The organism is Spiroplasma endosymbiont of Colias croceus, from assembly GCF_964020095.1.
Lineage (GTDB): Bacteria > Bacillota_I > Bacilli_A > Mycoplasmatales > VBWQ01 > Spiroplasma_E.
The window spans coordinates 2,075,836-2,095,872 of record NZ_OZ026536.1 but is presented as its reverse complement, the minus strand read 5'-3'; the positions used below and the strand labels follow the sequence as shown (position 1 = coordinate 2,095,872).

Here is a 20,037-nt window from a genome sequence, read left to right as displayed (position 1 = left end):
AATTACCTCATCATGGTCAAAATTCATTACGATTTAAAAAATACATGTTTATTCACTTCCTAGAACTTAATTATATTTTAATTTTACCAAATTATCTCGAATTTAAAACTATTTTATTAATATTAGATTTAATATTTGATATATATCTATATGCTCAACTTTTATCAGGTTCTCTTTGTGCAGAATTGGTATATTCTATTTTACCTAAATTACCTTGTAAATAAATAATTCAATTTAATTTTTCAGAGTTATTAATTATACTAAATGCTATAGGATAATCATTACTTATTTTTTGTTCATAAGAATCATAAGACTTCTTAATTTTTAAATCAAATGCATAAGCACATAATGAATATGAAGTAAAAACATTATAATTACAAATACTTTTATAATAAGCATTTGCAAAATAATCAGTAACTTCTTTAGGAGCAATTGTTCCAAATTTACTAAAACAGTCAGCCTCTGGAAAATTAACTTTGTTTATTTTTAAATCTTTTAAATCAATAGTTTTACTTATGTTTTCACTTTTTGCCGGTCTAAAAGTTTCACTATTAATATCAATAGTATTTAAATCAGAATTCTTTGAATTTGATATTGTTTCAAATTTATAACTATAATATATTGTGATACTTTTATAAAATCTTTGTAAATCATTAAAAGTATTAATTAATAATGTAGGGTCTAATAAAGAATTTAAATCTATTTCATATTTACTAAATTTACTTTTATTTTTATCTTCTCATTCTTTTATATTACTATATCCATTTTTTATTAATGCTACATCATCTGTTATCATTTCAATTTTTAAATTTGGAATAATAACAATTGATTTAGCTATATTTTGTGGACTTGGTGGTAATATTTTTGCTGGATAACTAAAAGTAGTTTCTTCAGTTTCTTCATATTCATCATGATTTAATTTATATAAAGTTGTTCAATTAAAAGCATTACCAGTTAAATAACCCATATTATTATAACGAAACTGAGCAACTGATATTTCATTATAATCACCTTGATAAGTAAAAGGATTATCACTATAAAATGTATGTCTTTCTTCTCCTTGATGTAAACTTTGTGTAACAATTGTATCAATAATATAAGGATAATTTGAACCATCAATTACACCATTTGCAGTAGGATTTCATTGACAATTTTTATCTTCATTTGTAAAAGGACTTGCTATATCTAAAAATTCAGTATCTTCTGCTAAAATATAAACTTTATTATTTTTCTTTTGTGATAAATCAATTGTACTTATTTGTTCTTTAGTAGTTAATTTCTTACCACTAGTAGGGTCTCATGGATAAACACTTACTCTATCACTTAATTTCATTGTCATAGCAGTTGTTGAAACATTTGCACCTAATAATTTACCAATAGTAAAATCATTATCATTTGTAAAAGCATTTAAAGGAATTAAACCACCATTACCAATAATATTTTCTAAATTACTTGTAAAAAATGCACTCATAAAACCATTAAAATATAAAATTTTTTTATATTGTTGAACATTTTGAGTAATAACTCAACTACTTCAAATACCTAATGTTAAAGCATTTAATAATTTACCAATTAAAGGTATATCACTTAATGCAAATGGTAATCATTGATTTGAATCATAAGGCATTTGTATTAATGGTGAAAATACAACACTATTAAAATTTAATATTGCTGACATATATTTTTGTGATATTTTACTATAATCAACAGTTGGACTACCAATAATTAAATGAGTATCTGGGTCTTTATATTTAAAATTACTACTCATATCAACATTATAATTTCCAGTTAAATTATTTATATTTCATTCACTATCTCAAAAGAATTTAGCATTACCAATTGCTGTACCATTACTTTTTATTGCTTTATCTTTATCAAAAGAAAGCATACCTTTAAAATCTTTTGTTACAAATAAATTATCTTGAAAATTTAATGAAGTTTTTAATCATTCTGTAAAATTTTTAAAATTAGTAAATCCCGTAGGTTTTGCATCCATAATATTATAAAATGTAGTTTCTGGATGACTACTTGTTGTTATTTTATCATTTATACCAGCAAGTAAACCACCATTATTTTTAATATCAGTTGTAGATTTTTCATTATTACCAGCAATAAATAATCTTCTTGAAGCAAATACTTTACTTTCAAATATTTCTTCATTATTTTGTTGTATTGGTTTTTGTCCTTGAATAATAGGTCTTCCATAATAATAACAACTTGATAATAATTCTAATCCATAACTTTGTCTATGACTATATCTTACTCCTATATCACACATTAAAGTACGATTTAATGTTACTTTTCCTTGTTGAATAGTAGGAAAAGCATAACCACTACCTGGTGAAGCATATTGTACAAAATCAAGTGTATTTTGACCACTACTAATTACTCTATCATTTAAACTACTAAAAGTTAATACTTGTATACTAAATGCACCATTATAAGGACTATAATAATTTGTTACATTTGAAATATATAATAATTGTCTATCTTGATTTTTACGAGAATTACCACCAATATTTTCATTTTCATCATTAAATACAACAAAAAATTGTAAATAATCATCAATTGTAATATGTTCTTCAAACATTACTAAAGTATACTGTCTTTTAGTTTGTACTGTTTTAAATATTTGATTATTTGGTAAATTACTAAAATCAACACCACTTGTATCATCAATTAAATAAGCATTTCAATAATCACCAATTTTATATTCTTTTGTATAAAATTCATCTTGACCAGTAACTTTATGTGTTTCTGGTTCTTTTTTACCTTTATTTTTTTGATATATTTTTGTACTATTTTTTCAAATACATACAACTGGAGTATTACCAGTTAATATTAATTCATATTGACCAAAATCACTTATTTTACTATTAATTGGTTTATAACCAGTTTCAGTTAAAGGTATAGCACCATTATTTATAATAAATGGAAATATTTTTCAATGACTTTGTCTTTTAATTAATATTTGTTGCATCTTTAATCTCAGATGAGCGTGTTTCATTAATTGTATTTGTTGATGTCTGCTCATTTTCATTACCTCCTAAATTTTTCTTTAATTTTTGATTTTCATTAATAATATTTTCTAATTTATTTTCAGCCATTAATTGGTCAATATTATCATATTCACCAATTGCTTCAATTATTGTCATTGTGCCATTATTTAATCTTGAATTAATAATTTGGTCTTGTACTATTTGGTCAGTCATAGCAATTGGAATAAATTTAAAACTATAAGGTCTTTCTCCAATACCATTTCATAAATTTTCACTAATAAGTAATAAATCAAATATACGATAAAAATAAGCACTATAAAATGCTATTTTTATTTCTGTTGTTCCCATATCAAATTTATTATTAAACATTGATTGTGTTTTATTAGTATAAACATCATTACCATGTTCATCATAATCATAACCAGCACCATTAAATATTACTTTAGCAGTACCATTATAATCTAATCAATATTCATTAAATTTAGGGTCACCTTGAATAATTTGCATACCTCCATTACCATTTTTATCATAACCAGCACTACCAACATTCACAAACATATCTTTTTTAGGATTTTCTGCAATATTACCATTTTCTTGCATTTCTTTAACTGTTTCATTATCTAATGCAGCAAATAAAGTAGTAACATTTAATTCTCTTTCTAATCTTTTTTGTCTAATTACACGATTTAAATGTCAAATTAAATCTCATACTGGTGTACAATCTGGATATGCATTTAAAGTTGTAGCATTACCATATAAATTTATAATTGGTAAATTAGTAATTTCAAAAATAGGTATATAATTAAATGGATTTTTAATTTCATAAGTTTTTAATGGAGTAATATTTGGTTTTAATTTAGTTCTTGTAGAACCTAAAATAATATCTTTATTATTATCTTTATATGTTTCATATTTAACTTTTCCATTTTGTATTGTTACTCAAGTTAAAGTTGCTGAATCTGCTTGTTCATTAATAAAATAAAATTCTGCTGATTGTTCTTGTTCATTATATTTAGCAACTCTACCACAAAAACTATTAGGTAATATTTTAAGTGATTTACTATTATCTTCATTAACTATAATCATTATAAATACTTTACCCATTAAACTATTTTGTAATCCAAATTTATAAAATTTTTCTAATCATTTATCTTTTAAATTCATTTCATTTAAATAATCTAATATTTCTTTTTTACTTGAATTAAATAAAAAACCTTTACCTAATCATAATTTAGTTGATTTTTGAGCAATAATCATAGGTATGTCAATATATCAATTTGATTTATCACAACTTAAATATTCCATTGTATTTATCATAATTCATCACCATTAAATTTATTTTTATCAATTAATAATTTATTATTAATACCATTAATTAATCATTTCATTTCATGCATTAAAGCATACATATCACTATCTCAAGTATCATCATGTAAATCTAACATTTTAGGAGTATTATTCATAGTTCATCAAATTAGAAATAGTTTGAAATATGTCTCATATAAGCATAGAAAATCTCTAGTTGCAGATTTAAAACCAATTTATACTGCATGTAGTGAAGAACAAGCAATCCAGGCTTTAAAATCCTTTGAAAATAAGTGAAATAAACAATATCCTCAAATTGCTAAATCTTGATATAAAAATTGAGATAATTTAATGGTTTTTATTAGTTATCCTACAGAAATCAAAAGAGTGATTTATACAACAAATGCTATTGAATCTGTAAATAGTCAATTACGAAAAGTTATCAGAAATAAAAAAGTTTTTCCTAATGATATGGCAGTTTTTAAAATATTTTATTTAGCAATTGAAAATATAACAAAAAAATGAACAATGCCCATTCAAAATTGAAATACAGCAATTGCTCATTTTATGATAAAATTTAAAGATAGAATTAATCTAAACTAGTACTTTGTAAAACAAAGATACACAGATTACATAAAAGCCTCTAAAATTTAATTATTTATAAATAATAAACCTCTTAATGAGGTTTATTTTTTTCTTAAATGTTTCTGTTATATTAGTAGCAATATCATTAGCAAATTTAGTTTGTAATTCTTTTTTAGAATAATTTTGTTTAATTTCTTTTAATTTATTATTAAATTGTTCTTTATGTATTGGACAAAAATTTAACATTTCTTTTGGTTCAAATTGTTCTTTATTATCAATAATTACTTTATTTACTTCAATAATAATTTGCACTTTACAATCTTTAGCCATACATTTAATTTTTATAAAATTAGTTTTCATTATTTATTCTCCTTTTATTAAATCTATTAAATATGCAATAAACACAGTAATTCCAAATAAAACTAATACTCCAATTATTATTGTTACTAAACTAAGTATTCATATTTCTACTGATGTCATTATTTATTCTCCTTATTTAAATAATATCAACCAATTAATAAACTATCTGCTTCATCATGATTATTAATATCAATATTTCATTCATATTTTTCATTTAAATAAAAACATATATCTTCACTTATTTTTTTATTTCAATTTCTTAAAGAAATATTAGTAATAATATTATCTATATATCATTTTTTTCATTTACTAGGACTTATTAACATATCTTTTGTTATAAGTTTATTAAATTGTCCAGCAATAAAACCTCTCAAATGTTCTTGTGTTTCATAACCAATACCATTTTTTGAATGAAAAGTACCACGTTCAATAATTAAATTTATATCTTCATTTCTTGTTCTATGAAAAAATATCTCATTTTGAAAATCAATAAAATCTAATTTTTTATTATTAAAACTATAACTACTTATTCATATTGGTTTTCAATAATATATTTTTAAACATTCTTTTTTATCACAATAATGCTTAAATTTTTCTCATAAAGTAAATCCAGTATTTTTAATACTTGGGTCAATTGAAAGTAAATAATTATTCATTATCAAATTCTCCATATTCAATTTTCATATAAATATCTCAATACCCTATTGCTTGATTGTTTAAATTTACTTCTTTTAATTCTAAAAATTTATTTTTACAATATTCAAATAATTTTTCTTTATTAATAATATTTAAATTTGGTTCGTATTTTTCTTTCATTTTCAAGTACATTATATATCTTATTTCTTCAACTTTTTTCATATGTTCTTCACAAAAATATCTAATTTGATGATTATCTTCATCTCTTTTAGTTGGGGTATTAGGACAGTTAGTAATGAGCTTTCCATCTTTATTAACCTCACTTCAACAGCAAGGAATTACGTTATCTTTTAATAAATCTTGGTTTGCTTTAATATTTTCCATTTTTTCACTCCTTAAATGATTTAAAATATAATTCATTGTTTTTAATTCTTATATTAGAAAAAGAAAGTCTAACTAATAATAAATATAAAACCAAAATTGAAAAATTAAATAAAAAACTACAAGAAACTCTTGATGATTTAAAAGAAATAAGTGATTTCTATGCAAAATCAGAAAGAGATGCATTAGATAAAAGAAAAATAATTACAAATCTTGCAAATAAAATTACAGAATTAGAAACACAGTTAATAGAAAATCAACAACAAGCAGAAATAAAAAATAATAATAAAAAAATTATAATTTCAAAAATAAATTTAATAATACCTGGTGAAATATGTTCTTTAGCAACTGATACAAAAGGTAATCTTTATCTTGGAACTAGAAATAGTTCTTGACATGGTGCTATTTATAAATGTTTAGCAGGAGAAACAAACTTTAAACCAATATTAGGAATATATGGTGAAATATGAACAATAGCTATTGATAAAAATGAAAATGTTTATATAGGTACTAGAGAAAGTAATTTTAAAGGTAACGTTTATAAATATCAAAAAAATCAAAATACTTTTAAAAAAATGGATGGTATAAATAAATCTGTTTCTTCTTTAACTTTTGACAATGATGATAATATTTATGCAGGAGTTTGAACCGGTTCATATCAATCTCCTAGTAATGGTGAAGTTTACAAATGTTTAGCAGAAGAAACAAACTTTAAACCAATGTCTGGAATAAAAGGCGGAGTACTATCATTAGTTTTTAATAAAAATACAAATTTTTTATATGTTACTACATGAAACGGAGATGGAAAAACTAAAACTAATGACGGTTCACTTTATAAATGCTTACCACCAAATAATGTCTTTACTTTAGTTCAAAAAAATTTACCAGCTATATGACATCTAAAAACCAAAGATAGTGAACCATTTATTGAACTTGAATATTAACAAATATCAAAAAAAATATAATTGAAATTAATAATTATTAATTTAACATTATTGAAAAATTGATTTCAATTAAATTACATAATTAATCTCTAATGAAAAACAATTTAATTATTTTTCATTAGAGATTTTTAATATTTATATTTTCTAATTTTATTAAACTTCTAATCACTTTAAAATTAAAATTTTACTTCTTAAATTCCAAATTTAATATTGATAACTGATCAGATGAAATTTCACTAGGACTATTTGTTAATAAACAAATACCACGATTATTTTTAGGAAAAGCAATAGTATCACGAATTGATTCATTCTTAATTAAAATCATTAATAAACGATCAATGCCAAAAGCAATACCACCATGTGGAGGAACTCCGTAATTAAAAGCTGATAAGAAAAAACCAAATTTATTTTCAATTTCTGTTTTACTTAAATCTAATAATTCAAAAATCTTTTTTTGTAATTTATAATCATGAATTCTAATGCTCCCACCAGCAATTTCAAAACCATTTAAAACCAAATCATAAGCATCTGCAGTTAAAGTTCCTAAATCTTTATTTTTTATATCTAATAATTTTTCAGGATTTTTTGGACTTGTAAAAGGATGATGACAAGCTTGTCATTTATTTTCTTCCTGTTCAAACATTGGTCAATCAATAATTCAAATAAATTCAAAGTTTTCAATATTATTCATAAAATCTTTATGATTAATTCGTTTTGACAAATCATTAATATAAAAACTTCTAATAGCACCCATAACTTTATTAGCAACATCTTGTTGTTCATATACGAAAATTAAAAAATTATTATTATATTTTATTTTTGATATTTCTTCTGCTAAAACTAAATCATCAAACTTTACTTTAGAATTATTATGAATAATTTTTTTCTTAATTAAGTCATAAATTATTAATGTTTTTCCTCCATGCTGATTGCTAATTTCTGTTATTTTTTTTATAGTTGTTTCATTCATTTTATCATTAACTATAAAACCCTTATAAATAAATCCATCACTATTATTGTTAATATTAATATTTATTAACTTACATGTACAACGCAAATCAGGTTTATCACTACCATATAAATCCATTGCTTGATCATAGGTAATCGATGAAAATGTTGAGGGAATATTACCAATTTTTAAAGTATTAAAAAGACTTATTATCATATTTTCTACTATTAATTTAATTTCTTTACTAGTAGTAAATGCCATTTCTAAGTCTAATTGTTGAAATTCGGGTTGTCTATCAGCACGAAAATCTTCATCACGAAAACATTTAGCAATTTGATAATATTTGTCAATACCTGATATCATTAATAATTGCTTATAAATTTGTGGTGATTGTGGTAAAGCATAAAAATGTTTTTTTTGAATACGAGCAGGAACTAAAAAATCACGAGCACCTTCTGGTGTTGATTTTGTTAAGCAAGGAGTATCAATTTCTAAAAAATTATTTTGATTCAAAAATGTTCGTAAGCAACTAAGAACTTGGTGTTTAAATTTAATATTATAATTCATTGCTGGTCTTCTTAAATCTAAATAGCGATATTGTAAACGTAATTCTTCACTAGCAAGCGTATTATCATTTTTAATAACAAATGGTAAATTAATAGAATTGCTTAATATTTCAATATCTTTTGCTACTACTTCAATCATATCATTAGCAGTTTTTGCATCTTTATTTTTTCGTAAGACAACTGTTCCAATTACTTTTAAAACAGATTCAACTTTAACATTTTTTATTTCTTGATAATATCCGTTATCTGGTTTAACAATGACTTGTGTTGTTCCATACATATCACGTAAATCAATAAAAATACCAAATTTATTAATACGAATATCTTTAACTCAACCACTAATAATAATTTCTTTTGTAATATCACCCTGCGTTAAATTACCACATGTATGAGTTCTAAAGAGTTTTTCCATATTCTTCATTCTCCTCTAATAATAGATTTTTAACCTTACTAAGCAATTGCTGTTCAGTATCAAAAATTAATTTTATCATTTCTTTTTTAACAAAAGAATAAAAACTAACCTGATTTTTTTCTTTTAAAAATAGTATATTTTTGGCTAAACTACGATCAATAATCTGTGACTTATTTTTATCTTGATATAAATTATATTCCATATCAATATGATAATTTTCTTTACGTAATTGTAATAATAAATCGGAAGCTATTATTAATCCTAATTCGCTTAAAGCAATAATTTGTAAATCAATAATTGGTGGTTTATTAATATTTTTATTTTCTACCAATAATAACATTAATCTTTCAATACCAATTGCAAAACCAATAGCAGGTATTTTTAATGGTGAACCCAATTCATTAAATAAATTATCATATCTACCACCACCAAGTAAAGTATTTTGACTTTCACCAATTCGTGAATCAATAGTAGTTATTTCAAAAATAATACCATTATAATAATCTAAACCACGAACTAAATGCTCATCAATAATAAAATTAACTTTATTATTTTTTAAACTATTAATAATGGTTGTAAAATATGTTTTTTCTTCATTAGTTAAAAAATCATTTAAATATGGTATTTCTAAATTTAATTTAGTACAAATTTTACAATCAAGAACTCTTAACGGCGATACTTTAACTCTAATTTGACAATTTTCACACAATTGCTTACTTTGATTTAATAATTGTTCTTTAAGTGCTATTTGGTATTTATTTTTTGTTTCATTAGATCCAAAATAATTAATATTTAAAGTTAAATTTGGTATTGAAAAACTTTTTATCATTTCTAGGGCCATCATCATTACTTCAACATCAACTAAAGGATGTTTAACACCAACAGTTTCGATACCAAATTGATTAAATTGACGTTGACGCCCTTTTTGAGGTCTTTCATATCGAAACATTGAACCATAATAAAAATACTTTAACGTTTGCTTAGATTTATATAATTTATTTTCAATTATAGCACGAACAATACCCGCTGTTCCTTCAGGACGAAGAGCTAATAATCTATCATTTTTATCATTAAATTGATAAATTTCTTTCTGAATAATATCAGTTGTATCTCCCACGGCTCGTAAAAATAGTTGAGCATTTTCAAAAATAGGAGTAATAAATTCTTGATAATTATATTTAATTGCACACTGTGTTAAAGATTTAATAATATTACGATATATAATAACCTCTTCATTATACATATCACGTGTTCCTCTTGCTTTTTGAAATTGCATACTTTTTTTACTCCTTTTAATAAAAAATAAATCTTCTAAAAAAACGTTCCTTTATTTTAGGAACGTTTCTTAACCCGGTACCATCCTAATTCATTTACAAAGTAAATGCACTTAATTATAATTTATCATATTTAATTAATTAATAATACAAGCTATTTAATGTCATAAAATTAGTTAACCAATGTTTGCACCAACCACACTGTCTCTTAATGTTTACCCTAAATTTACTTTTAAATGCTGAAATAAATGCTGAAAATATTATACTAAAATATTACATAATTATTCTGTTTATTGCAATAATATCAGGAATTTTTTTAATTGATGAAATAATTTGATGTAAACGTTCAATATTAGAAACTTTAATTAAAATTTTTAAACTTCCATGATTTTCCTTAAGCTTATTATTAGCATCAATACTTTGAATTTGTGCCTTTAAATAGCCCAAAATATTTAAAACATCAGTCATCAATGCTGGTCGATCTAAATATTGAATTTGAATTTTTGAATTATAAAGATGATGACTGGTTGCTAATAAATTTCACTTAGTATCAATAATACGTTCTTTACGCTCTGGCAAACTAACATTAGGACAAATTAAACGATGAACTTTAATACCTTGCCCTTTAGTAATATAACCCGCAATTGGTTCATCAGGGATAGGTAAACAACAATGAGCCAATGATGTTTTAGTATTGGGGGCATTTTCAATAATAATTTCATTATTACTACTTAAATTCATTGTTGTTTGTTGTTTAGTTTTTAATTCTTGAAATGTTACTGAATCACTATATAAAATAGTAGTAACCGCCTGTTCAATTGTATAAGTTCCATTAGCAACATCTAAGCAAAAATCTTCATACGTTTTATATTTTAATGATCTAATTCTTGACATAATAACATTACGTTTTGCAATTTTTCAACGAATGTGATTTTCAATAATATATTCTTCTATTTTTTCCTTTGTTTTTTTTATTTTCTCTTTGTTTTCTGTATCTTTAATTTTATTTTCTTGATTAAATTTTTCTTGCTGATTATTTAAATATTTTTTTATTTTATGTTGAGCAAAATTAGTCTTAACAATATTTAATCAATCACGAGAAGGGCGTGCAGTTTTAGCAGTTTTAATTTCAACAATATCACCTGATTTTAAAACAGTATTAATAGGAGAGTAAATACCATTTATTCTTGCACCTACTGTTGTTTCACCAATTTCAGTATGAACTTTAAAAGCAAAATCTAAAACAGTTGAACCAAATGGTAATGTTATAACATTACCATTTGGAGTTAATACATAAATTAAATCACTAAAAATATCTTGTCGAATTTCTTTTTCTAAATTATTATCTTTGGCAATATTATCTGCTAATATGTTTTCATCAACATTTGGATTTAAGTCATTTAAATTTAATATTTCTTGAAAAATATTTAATTTTTCATCAATTTCTGCTTGACGTTTCTTAGGATTTTTATTTTCCCCTTCTTTATATCTTCAATGCGAAGCTGCACCTGCTTCAGCAAAATCTTCCATTTCTTCAGTTCTAATTTGTAATTCATAAATTTCATTATCAAAAACAACAGATGTATGTAATGATTGATACATATTATTTTTTGGTGTTGCAATATAATCTTTAAATCTACCCGGAACAGGAGTAAAACTTTGATGAATATAACCCAAAATGGCATAACAACTATCAATAGAATTAGTAACAACTCTAATTGCTAAAATATCATGTATATCATCAAAATCTTTTCCAAAATAATACATTTTACGATAAATAGAATATAAGTGTTTACTACGACCATAAATTTTAAAAATTAAATTTTTATGTTGTGATAATGTTTTACTTAATTCTTTAATAATTTCATTAACTAATTTTTCACGTTTTTCACGATCCAAATTAATAAGGTTATCAATTTTTTTATACTCTTTAGGATGTAATACTGCAAAAGAACGATCTTCTAGTTCTGATTGTAATTTACGCATACCTAGACGATGAGCAATAGAAGCATAAACTTCTAAAGTTTCTTTAGCAATAATTATTTGTTTTTCGGGATTTAAAAAATTAATAGTTCTAATATTATGTAAACGATCTGCCATTTTAATAATAATGACACGAATATCATGAGCTAAACTTAAATATAATTTACGTAAATAATTAGCTTTAATTTCATTTCTTTTTTCTTTTGCAAAATGACTAACTTTAGTTACAGCTAAAACTAAATTAGCAACTTCCAAACCAAATTCTGCTACTAACTCATCAAAAGTTGTTGGTGTATCTTCTAAAATATCATGTAAAAATCCTGCTTGTATTGAAGAGACATCTAAATGTCATAATACTAAATTATATGCTGTTGATAAAACATGATAAACATAAGGATCACCATTCTTTCGATATTGATCTTTATGTTTTAATAATGCATATTCATAAGCTACTTTAATTTTTGTAATTTGCTTAGGATCTTTGATAAATGTTTTTGCTTCCGCTAATAATTGGTTAAAATCTTTACAAGTTAAATTATTCATTATTTACTACTTATTAAAACTGAATTATTTCTAACAGCGGAATATTATCAAAATGATGTTTATTAGCAAATTCAGAAAGCAAAATTAAAGTAGCAATCCCAACTGATTGAGCATTACTTTGTTTTATTAAATTAAGACAAGCATTAATTGTTCCCGAAGTTGCAATCAAATCATCAATTATTACTACTTTATCTTTTGTTGAAAGTACATTTTGCTGCATTTCTAATATAGCAGTACCGTACTCTAAATCATAAGTTACTTTATAGGTTTTACCTGGTAATTTACCTTTTTTGCGTGCAAGAACTAATTTGATACCCAACTTATATGCTATAGCAGCACCAAAAATAAATCCTCTTGCTTCAGGTGCTAAAATTGCTGTTGCTCCACATTTTTTAATAAAATCTACAAAAATATTAACAACACTTTGAAATGCTTCTGGATTACTTAATATTGGGTTAATATCTTTAAATTGGATACCTTTAATTGGAAAATCAGGAATATTAATAATAATTTTTTTTAATGATTCTTTTGTCATTGCAACCACCTATTCATTAATACCTTTAATAACATATTCATCTGCACCAATGAAATGTTTTTTAATTTTATTAATACGTTTTTTATATCTATAAACTCTTCATTTCTCAAAATAAATTCAAATAAAAGGAGCAATAAAGTAAGATGATACTAAACTTACTATACAACCTATTAATAATGATAAACTAACTATTCAGAAACTAGGAATAATAAACATAACAATTACTGATGTTATTAATACTACACCATTAATAACTAATGTTCTTGGTAAAACCTTTTGAACACTTTTATTTGAAATTTCAATTATTTCTTCTGTGCTAATAACTTGTGTTTGATTATTATTAATCTTAATTTCACGAATATTATCAAAAATTGACATAATACTAATTATTGTTAAAATCATTACTCCCAATAATATTCCAACAATTGAAGTAGAAATTACAATTTGGAAAATACTAATAATAGCAAGTGTCATTAGTAAACTAAAAATAATAGCTAAAATTAAAGGAATAACATAAGTTAATTGAAATCTAATAATAATATAAATTAAAATAACAATAAAAGATAAAGCAATTGAAATAATCATATTAACTAATAAGGTAATGTTTAGTAATCTGTGTAACTTACAAAAATAACTATGTTTAATTAATTCTAGTAAATATAATTAAATGACTAGAAAGAGTGAGTTACAGATGGCTAAAAAGCAAAATATTAATAATAATGATCCAATATCAAAAGCAGTAGATTTATTATTAGAAAATACTGAAGATTTAACAACAGTTTTTAAAGAGGGAGGATTGTATAAAGAATTAACAAAAAGATTAGTAGAAAAAATGTTGAATTCTGAGATGCAAAATTATTTGGGATATGAAAAGAATCAACATAGTAATAGTGACAATGCTCGTAATGGTATAAGTTCAAAAAAAATAATAACTCAACAAGGTAAAATTGAGATTGATGTACCACGAGATCGCAATAGTAATTTTAATCCTGTAATAGTTGCAAAAAGACAAAGAAGATTTGATGGTTTTGATCAACAAGTTCTTTCTTTATATGCAAAAGGTATGACATTATCAGATATTAGAATGCAATTACAAGAGTTATATCATGGTGCTGATATTAGTGAAAGTGTTATTAGTCAAATTACTGATGATGTTATTGATGATGTAAAAGCATGGCAAAATCGACCATTAGAAAGTGTCTATCCGATTGTTTATTTTGATTGCATAGTAGTGAAAGTACGACAAGATAAAAGGATTATTAATAAATCAGTTTATATAGCTTTAGGAGTTGATTTAGAAGGTAAAAAAGATGTTTTAGGTTTATGAATTAGTGAAAATGAAGGTGCTAAATTTTGATTAGCAAATTTAACAGAAATGAAAAATCGTGGCTTAAATGATATTCTTATTGCCTGCAGTGATAATTTAACAGGCATGTCAGAAGCAATACAATCAGTTTATCTTAAAACAGAACATCAATTATGCATAGTTCATCAAATTAGAAATAGTTTGAAATATGTCTCATATAAGCATAGAAAATCTCTAGTTGCAGATTTAAAACCAATTTATACTGCATGTAGTGAAGAACAAGCAATGCAGGCTTTAGAATCCTTTGAAAATAAGTGAAATAAACAATATCCTCAAATTGCTAAATCTTGATATAAAAATTGAGATAATTTAATGGTTTTTATTAGTTATCCTACAGAAATCAAAAGAGTTATTTATACAACAAATGCTATTGAATCTGTAAATAGTCAATTACGAAAAGTTATCAGAAATAAAAAAGTTTTTCCTAATGATATGGCAGTTTTTAATATATTTTATTTAGCAATTGAAAATATAACAAAAAAATGAACAATGCCCATTCAAAATTGAAATACAGCAATTGCTCATTTTATGATAAAATTTGAAGATAGAATTAATCTAAACTAGTACTTTGTAAAACAAAGATACACAGATTACATAAAAGCCTCACTAATAAATCTAAACCTGACTTAGCAACAACTAGATCAATTTCTCCTCATTGTAAAATAGATTCTTGTTTTCAATTTCTATTAATCTCCCCTAAACAATTCTTAAACCTTTGCTGCATACTTTGAGAATTTACTGTTGTTTGAAGAATAATTTTAAACTGATATGGTTTTCCTTCACCACCAGCAATTAAGAAAAAATTAATATTTTTAAAATATTTACTAAATTGACTATTATTTTGAATTTCTTTACTAATAAAATCTTTTGCTAATTCTGCTTCTTTAATAATATTGTAACTAGGATCACTTGGATCTTGAGTAATTGTACCCATTCCAACAAAATCAGTTCGTTGATCAAAACCAGAACCAAAATTAGAACCAATTACACCATAAGTAATACCTGAAGCAAGAACAATAACAGCAGAACCTGAAAGAATTCATTTTGTTAATTTATGAAAATAATTTCAGTTACTTATTTTAAGTTTTGAAAAAACATTTTTAAAATTAACTAATATTTTTTTGTCTTTTGCTTTAACTATTTGAATTTTTAACGGTTTTAATGCATTAATTAATTCTTGTTTCAATTTATTAATTTCTTGTGAAAGATTTAATTTTAAATCTTTTACTTTTGACTTATAAACTGATCTTGATTTACTATGTTTTTTTTTAATTGCTGCTTATCAACTTTAAATTTTTTAATTAATTCTTTAACTTTATTTTTATAACTAATTTGAAGCTGACATTTTTCTGAAATTAATTGTTTTTTTATTTTTTTATCACTACTTTTAATATTATTTGTATCTATTGAATTATTTAAAACTATAGTGCTTTTTCTACTAATATTATTAGTTCCTAAAAGTTGAGGTTTATTTTCTAACCAGTTATTTCGTAATAATGTTCATAACATTAATCTTAATAAGATAATTCCAAAAATAATTACACCAAAAGTAGCAATAGAAGTCATAATAATAAAACCTTTGATAGCACGAGTTCCAAATCAGAAAATAGTTAAATTAACAATTAAAATAATAGCGCTACAATCTAATGAAGAAGATAATGTTTTCTTATTTGCTGATTTAAAAGCACTAATCAAAGTTTTACCTTGCATATATTCATTTTTAAAACGTTCCAACAAATTAATAATTGTATCTAATAATAGTGCAAAACCAATAATTAAAGCAATTACGCTTTCAGGAGCAATTATGCCATTAATGAAAACAAAACTAACAATAGTAAATAATAAAAATAATGATATTATAATTAGAACAATAACTCCTAACATACGATAATAAAACAGAACAATAGTCATAAGAACAAAGGTAACTAATATAATAATAACAACTGCAATTTTTAAAGATGTTGCACCTAGCGTTGGACTAACATTAGCATAAGATAACATAGTAAAATTATTTTTTGACAATCCTGATGTTAAAACACTTTTCATTTGTTCAACTCTTTCAAGATTAAAAGTATCTGAATTAATTGAAATACTATTGTTAGTTACTTTAACTTCACCAACTCAATATGGAGGACATATTCCGTAATTAAATTTAATTAATTGTCAATAAAATTGTTTTAAAACTATTTAGTGTTATTGAATATAGAAATAAATATTTTTTGAAAAAATAGTTTAAAAAATGAGTTTACATTTTAAACAAAAAATTGTTAATAATATTTTTATATTAACTCGATAAAAATTTAAATTTTAAAAAAATATTTTTAATATTTTTTTTATTTTAATGGTTTTATTTTATTAAAAATTTCACAAAGTAAGTTAAATCTTAAGTACATAAGTCTAAATTTAGATTTTCTACATTTATTTACTAAAATTTTGAATCTTTTCAATCAAGCAAAGACATGTTCAACTTTAATTCTAATTTTAGATACAATCTTATTGTATTTTCTTTCTTGTTTAGTTAATTTTTTATTTTTAGTTCTTTTAATTGGTATTATTGTATTTTTATAAATATTTTGTATACCTTGATATCCTAAATCACCAATAATTATTGTTTTTTCTGAAAATTCAAGATTTGAATTTTTTAATATTTGAAAATCATGCACTTTACCATTATCAGCAAAAATATCAACAATTTTTTTATTAAAAAAATCATATACAATTTGAAATTTTATAGAATACATTCAACTTTTACCAGAAAAATATTCTAACTGTAGTTTTTTTTAGTTGGTCTTTCAATTTCAATCTCAGTTGAATCAATTAAATAAAATTGAAATTCATTTGAATTTTCTTGTTTTTTATCAATTTTTAATTTATATCTTTCTTTTAAAAATTGGTAATCTTTGTGGTTACTAAGTTTATTTTCTACTCAAGTAATATTTCGAAAACAACTTGATGGGCTCATTTTAGATTTAATACTCATTTGAAAAAAAGTATAATATTCTTTTCAGTATAATAAAGTCATCATTAATCTTTCTTCTACTGAAAGTTTATTTTTTCGACCTTTATTTTTTTCTAATTTTTCTATTTCAATTAATTTTTCTAACATTTCATTAAAATGAAAACGTTTTATACCAAAATATCTATAAAATTCTTCATTTTTTAATTTTTTTAAATTTTCAAAAATCATTTTTATCAACACTTTTCTAAATTTATTGTTAATAACAAAATTATAAAATAAATTTTAAAATTATTAATTGACTTTTAAAAAATTTAATTACGGAATATGTCTAAAATACTGAAGAGTGATTTAATAATAATCAACCAGTAATTTCATCTAAAAATATTAATTTAAAAGATTATTTAGACCCCACATTATTAATTAATACTTTTAATGATTTAAAAAGGTATTATAAATCAATAACTATTTATTATAGTTATAATATTGAAACTAAAGAAGAAATTCAAAATGCTTCTGGATATCATAATAGAACATGAGTAGAAACAAAATTTTCTACAACAGAAAGTTTTAATCCAACAAAAGAAATTAAAAATACAAGTATAACCATTAATTTGAAAGATTTAATTTTTGAAAAATATCAATCTAATATAATAGAAAAACAATATAGTTGGTCTCATAATATAGATTGGTCAGCACTTTATAATCCAGCAGATGGTAATTTAACTGGTAAATCTTATACATACTATAAAATAAAAAGTAATTATTCAATAAATAATTACGAAATAACATTAAAAGATAATGGAAATAGGGGAGGATTTGATTTATTATTTAATAACTTAACATCAATTAATTTTATTATTCAAGATAATAATAGTTTAAATTGAGATATATAAATATTATTAAGTCAAATATTAATAAAATAGTTTTAAATTCAAGATAATTTGTTATAATTAAAAAGAGGCTTTTATGTAATCTGTGTATCTTTGTTTTACAAAGTACTAGTTTAGATTAATTCTATCTTCAAATTTTATCATAAAATGAGCAATTGCTGTATTTCAATTTTGAATGGGCATTGTTCATTTTTTTGTTATATTTTCAATTGCTAAATAAAATATTTTAAAAACTGCCATATCATTAGGAAAAACTTTTTTATTTCTGATAACTTTTCGTAATTGACTATTTACAGATTCAATAGCATTTGTTGTATAAATCACTCTTTTGATTTCTGTAGGATAACTAATAAAAACCATTAAATTATCTCAATTTTTATATCAAGATTTAGCAATTTGAGGATATTGTTTATTTCACTTATTTTCAAAGGATTCTAAAGCCTGCATTGCTTGTTCTTCACTACATGCAGTATAAATTGGTTTTAAATCTGCAACTAGAGATTTTCTATGCTTATATGAGACATATTTCAAACTATTTCTAATTTGATGAACTATGCATAATTGATGTTCTGTTTTAAGATAAACTGATTGTATTGCTTCTGACATGCCTGTTAAATTATCACTGCAGGCAATAAGAATATCATTTAAGCCACGATTTTTCATTTCTGTTAAATTTGCTAATCAAAATTTAGCACCTTCATTTTCACTAATTCATAAACCTAAAACATCTTTTTTACCTTCTAAATCAACTCCTAAAGCTATATAAACTGATTTATTAATAATCCTTTTATCTTGTCGTACTTTCACTACTATGCAATCAAAATAAACAATCGGATAGACACTTTCTAATGGTCGATTTTGCCATGCTTTTACATCATCAATAACATCATCAGTAATTTGACTAATAACACTTTCACTAATATCAGCACCATGATATAACTCTTGTAATTGCATTCTAATATCTGATAATGTCATACCTTTTGCATATAAAGAAAGAACTTGTTGATCAAAACCATCAAATCTTCTTTGTCTTTTTGCAACTATTATAGGATTAAAATTACTATTGCGATCTCGTGATACATCAATCTCAATTTTACCTTGTTGAGTTATTATTTTTTTTGAACTTATACCATTACGAGCATTGTCACTATTACTATGTTGATTCTTATCATATCCTAAATAATTTTGCATCTCAGAATTCAACATTTTTTCTACTAATCTTTTTGTTAATTCTTTATACAATCCTCCCTCTTTAAAAACTGTTGTTAAATCTTCAGTATTTTCTAATAATAAATCTACTGCTTTTGATATTGGATCATTATTATTAATATTTTGCTTTTTAGCCATCTG

General features: G+C 23.2%; 16 protein-coding genes and 3 pseudogenes. 4 read left to right on the top strand and 15 right to left on the bottom strand.

Annotation, left to right across the window (positions count from 1 at the left end; genetic code table 4):
* Window positions 1-91 precede the first annotated feature (91 nt).
* From AACL24_RS13125 to AACL24_RS13115, 3 genes are read right to left on the bottom strand one after another with little or no spacing between them, the layout of a single operon-like run.
* Window positions 92-3,034 carry a hypothetical protein gene (locus AACL24_RS13125; RefSeq protein WP_339047236.1) on the bottom strand — a complete coding sequence of 981 codons (2,943 nt, stop codon included), beginning with the start codon at window positions 3,032-3,034 and terminating at the stop codon, window positions 92-94.
* Complete coding sequence (locus AACL24_RS13120; RefSeq protein WP_339047234.1) at window positions 2,961-4,316, bottom strand: hypothetical protein; 1,356 nt, start codon at window positions 4,314-4,316, stop codon at window positions 2,961-2,963. The genes AACL24_RS13125 and AACL24_RS13120 overlap by 74 nt, the downstream gene beginning before the upstream one ends.
* Entirely contained in the window at window positions 4,310-4,462 is a 153-nt protein-coding gene (locus tag AACL24_RS13115) for a hypothetical protein (protein ID WP_339047232.1), read from the bottom strand. Before AACL24_RS13115 ends, AACL24_RS13120 begins: the two co-directional genes overlap by 7 nt.
* Here AACL24_RS13115 and AACL24_RS13110 point away from each other — a divergent pair.
* Window positions 4,455-4,907: pseudogene (locus AACL24_RS13110) on the top strand (transposase); the annotation flags it as partial. The gene AACL24_RS13115 and the pseudogene AACL24_RS13110 sit on opposite strands and share 8 nt — an antisense overlap.
* Before the next feature lie 51 nt (window positions 4,908-4,958).
* Here the strand turns inward: AACL24_RS13110 and AACL24_RS13105 are convergent.
* From AACL24_RS13105 to AACL24_RS13095, 3 genes are all read right to left on the bottom strand, one after another.
* On the bottom strand, window positions 4,959-5,249 hold the full coding sequence (locus AACL24_RS13105; protein WP_339047228.1) for a hypothetical protein: 291 nt from the start codon (window positions 5,247-5,249) through the stop codon (window positions 4,959-4,961).
* Window positions 5,250-5,368: 119 nt separating this feature from the next.
* Complete coding sequence (locus AACL24_RS13100; RefSeq protein WP_339047226.1) at window positions 5,369-5,905, bottom strand: hypothetical protein; 537 nt, start codon at window positions 5,903-5,905, stop codon at window positions 5,369-5,371.
* Window positions 5,898-6,269 carry a hypothetical protein gene (locus AACL24_RS13095; protein WP_339047224.1) on the bottom strand — a complete coding sequence of 124 codons (372 nt, stop codon included), beginning with the start codon at window positions 6,267-6,269 and terminating at the stop codon, window positions 5,898-5,900. The genes AACL24_RS13100 and AACL24_RS13095 overlap by 8 nt, the downstream gene beginning before the upstream one ends.
* Before the next feature lie 35 nt (window positions 6,270-6,304).
* Between AACL24_RS13095 and AACL24_RS13090 the strand changes: the two genes are divergently transcribed.
* Window positions 6,305-7,210: a hypothetical protein gene (locus AACL24_RS13090; RefSeq protein WP_339047222.1), complete on the top strand. Its 906-nt coding sequence runs from the start codon at window positions 6,305-6,307 to the stop codon at window positions 7,208-7,210.
* Between the two features lie 184 nt (window positions 7,211-7,394).
* Here AACL24_RS13090 and aspS read toward each other — a convergent pair whose 3' ends face one another.
* The 5 genes and pseudogenes from aspS to AACL24_RS13065 all read right to left on the bottom strand — a co-directional run.
* Window positions 7,395-9,137: an aspartate--tRNA ligase gene (gene aspS, locus AACL24_RS13085; protein WP_338957448.1), complete on the bottom strand. Its 1,743-nt coding sequence runs from the start codon at window positions 9,135-9,137 to the stop codon at window positions 7,395-7,397.
* The gene (gene hisS / locus AACL24_RS13080) at window positions 9,121-10,413 is read right to left on the bottom strand and encodes a histidine--tRNA ligase (RefSeq protein ID WP_252319155.1); all 1,293 of its coding nucleotides are present in this window, start codon (window positions 10,411-10,413) and stop codon (window positions 9,121-9,123) included. Before hisS ends, aspS begins: the two co-directional genes overlap by 17 nt.
* Before the next feature lie 271 nt (window positions 10,414-10,684).
* A complete protein-coding gene (locus AACL24_RS13075; protein WP_252319154.1) occupies window positions 10,685-12,937 on the bottom strand; it encodes a RelA/SpoT family protein in 2,253 nt (750 codons plus the stop codon).
* Window positions 12,938-12,950: 13 nt separating this feature from the next.
* Entirely contained in the window at window positions 12,951-13,472 is a 522-nt protein-coding gene (locus tag AACL24_RS13070) for an adenine phosphoribosyltransferase (protein WP_339047219.1), read from the bottom strand.
* Between the two features lie 9 nt (window positions 13,473-13,481).
* Window positions 13,482-14,075: pseudogene (locus tag AACL24_RS13065) on the bottom strand (protein translocase subunit SecDF); the annotation flags it as partial.
* 88 nt (window positions 14,076-14,163) lie between these two features.
* Between AACL24_RS13065 and AACL24_RS13060 the strand changes: the two are divergent.
* Entirely contained in the window at window positions 14,164-15,402 is a 1,239-nt protein-coding gene (locus AACL24_RS13060; protein WP_339049459.1) for an IS256 family transposase, read from the top strand.
* 16 nt (window positions 15,403-15,418) lie between these two features.
* Here the strand turns inward: AACL24_RS13060 and AACL24_RS15635 are convergent.
* From AACL24_RS15635 to AACL24_RS13040, 3 genes and pseudogenes are all read right to left on the bottom strand, one after another.
* Window positions 15,419-16,968 (bottom strand): annotated as a pseudogene (locus tag AACL24_RS15635) (protein translocase subunit SecDF); the annotation flags it as partial.
* Between the two features lie 203 nt (window positions 16,969-17,171).
* Window positions 17,172-17,579, bottom strand: a complete 408-nt coding sequence (locus AACL24_RS13045; protein WP_339045908.1) for a transposase family protein — start codon at window positions 17,577-17,579, stop codon at window positions 17,172-17,174.
* Between the two features lie 23 nt (window positions 17,580-17,602).
* Entirely contained in the window at window positions 17,603-18,025 is a 423-nt protein-coding gene (locus AACL24_RS13040) for a transposase family protein (protein WP_339045912.1), read from the bottom strand.
* Window positions 18,026-18,408: 383 nt separating this feature from the next.
* On the opposite strand from AACL24_RS13040, the gene AACL24_RS13035 reads away from it, so the two are divergent.
* The gene (locus AACL24_RS13035) at window positions 18,409-18,690 is read left to right on the top strand and encodes a hypothetical protein (protein WP_339047211.1); all 282 of its coding nucleotides are present in this window, start codon (window positions 18,409-18,411) and stop codon (window positions 18,688-18,690) included.
* A 105-nt stretch (window positions 18,691-18,795) separates the two neighbouring features.
* Here AACL24_RS13035 and AACL24_RS13030 read toward each other — a convergent pair whose 3' ends face one another.
* A complete protein-coding gene (locus AACL24_RS13030) occupies window positions 18,796-20,034 on the bottom strand; it encodes an IS256 family transposase (protein WP_339049458.1) in 1,239 nt (412 codons plus the stop codon).
* Between the last annotated feature and the right edge of the window lie 3 nt (window positions 20,035-20,037).